Source organism: Rhizobium sp. CF122 (assembly GCF_000282035.1).
Classification (GTDB): Bacteria; Pseudomonadota; Alphaproteobacteria; order Rhizobiales; family Rhizobiaceae; genus Rhizobium.
On sequence record NZ_AKKA01000114.1, the window covers coordinates 1 to 1,696 of the forward strand.

At 64.8% G+C, this 1,696-nt stretch carries 2 protein-coding genes; both read left to right on the forward strand.

Features of this window, described 5'->3' with window-relative positions; translation table 11 throughout:
* Window position 1 precedes the first annotated feature (1 nt).
* On the forward strand, window positions 2–763 hold the full coding sequence (locus PMI09_RS27030) for an electron transfer flavoprotein subunit beta/FixA family protein (RefSeq protein WP_007801859.1): 762 nt from the start codon (window positions 2–4) through the stop codon (window positions 761–763).
* 23 nt (window positions 764–786) lie between these two features.
* Window positions 787–1,696: electron transfer flavoprotein subunit alpha/FixB family protein (locus PMI09_RS27035; protein ID WP_007801861.1), on the forward strand; the 910-nt coding region annotated here is incomplete at its 3' end.

Below are 1,696 nucleotides of genomic sequence, written 5' to 3' on the forward strand. Positions count from 1 at the left end.
CATGAAAATTCTCGTCCCCGTGAAGCGGGTGGTTGATTACAACGTGAAGATCCGCGTGAAGGGCGATGGCACAGGCGTCGAGCTTGCGAATGTGAAGATGTCGATGAACCCGTTCGACGAGATCTCGGTGGAAGAGGCGCTCAGGCTGAAGGAAGCCGGCAAGGCCGAGGAGGTGATCGTCGTGTCGATCGGCCCTGCCAAGGCCGAAGAGACGCTGCGCACCGCGCTTGCCATGGGTGCCGACCGCGCCATCCTGGTGGAGACCGACGATCCGGTCGAGCCGCTTGCCGTCGCCAAGATCCTCAAGGGCGTCGTCGATGCCGAGCAGCCCGGCCTCATCATCGTCGGCAAGCAGGCGATCGACGACGATTCCAACCAGACCGGCCAGATGCTGGCCGCCCTTCTCGGCACCGCCCAGGCGACCTTCGCCTCGAAGATCGAGATCGAAGTCCCTGGTCCTGGGGGCAAGGCGCAGGTGACCCGCGAGGTCGATGGCGGCCTGCAGACGATCGAGATCAAGCTGCCGGCCGTCGTCACATCGGATCTGCGCCTGAACGAGCCGCGCTATGCCTCGCTGCCGAACATCATGAAGGCCAAGAAGAAGCCGCTCGACAAGAAGACCCCGGCCGACTTTTCCGTTTCCACCGCGCCGCGCCTCAAGGTCTTGAAGACCGAGGAGCCGTCCGGCCGCAAGGCCGGCGTCAAGGTCAAGTCGGTCGCCGAGCTCATTGAGAAACTCAAGACCGAAGCCGGCGTCCTCTAAGTTCGAGAAAGGGAGATATATCCATGGCCATTCTGCTTCTGGCTGACCACGACGGCAGCCACCTTTCCGACCAGACCGCCAAGACACTGACGGCGGCGCAGAACATCGGCGGCGACGTCACCGTCCTCGTCACCGGCGCCGGCGCCAAGGCTGCGGCCGATGCGGCCGCCAAGCTGTCCGGCGTTTCCAAGGTGCTGGTTGCCGAGGACGCAAGCCTTGCCAACAACCTCGCCGAGCCGCTGGCGGCCCTGATTGTTTCGCTTTCAGGCAGCTACGACACGATCATCGCCGCCGCCACCTCGACCGGCAAGAACGTCATGCCGCGCGTGGCAGCCCTTCTCGATGTCGCCCAGGTCTCGGAGATCATCGAGGTGGTCTCATCTGACACCTTCAAGCGGCCGATCTATGCCGGCAATGCCATCCAGACGGTGCAGGCGACCGACGCAAAGAAGGTGATCACCGTGCGCACCGCCTCGTTTGCTGCCGCTGCGGAAGGCGGTTCTGCCCCGGTCGAAACCATCGCCGCGGCTGCCAATCCGGATCTGTCGAGCTTCGTCAAGGACGCGCTGTCGGCCTCCGACCGGCCGGAGCTGACCTCGGCGAAGATCATCATCTCCGGTGGCCGGGCGCTCGGCTCGGCGGAGAAGTTCAGGCAGGTCATCCTGCCGGTTGCCGACAAGCTCGGAGCCGCCGTCGGCGCCTCGCGCGCTGCCGTCGATGCCGGTTACGCCCCGAACGACTGGCAGGTCGGCCAGACCGGCAAGGTCGTGGCGCCCGATCTCTACATCGCCTGCGGCATCTCGGGTGCCATCCAGCACCTCGCCGGCATGAAGGATTCGAAGGTCATCGTCGCCATCAACAAGGACGAGGAGGCGCCGATCTTCCAGGTCGCCGACTACGGTCTCGTCGCCGACCTCTTCGATGTCCTGCCGG

Coding starts and splice junctions, on each gene's coding strand:
- PMI09_RS27030 (WP_007801859.1), top strand. CDS start 2: ATGAAAATTCTCGTCCCCGTGAAGCGGGTGGTTGATTACAACGTGAAG.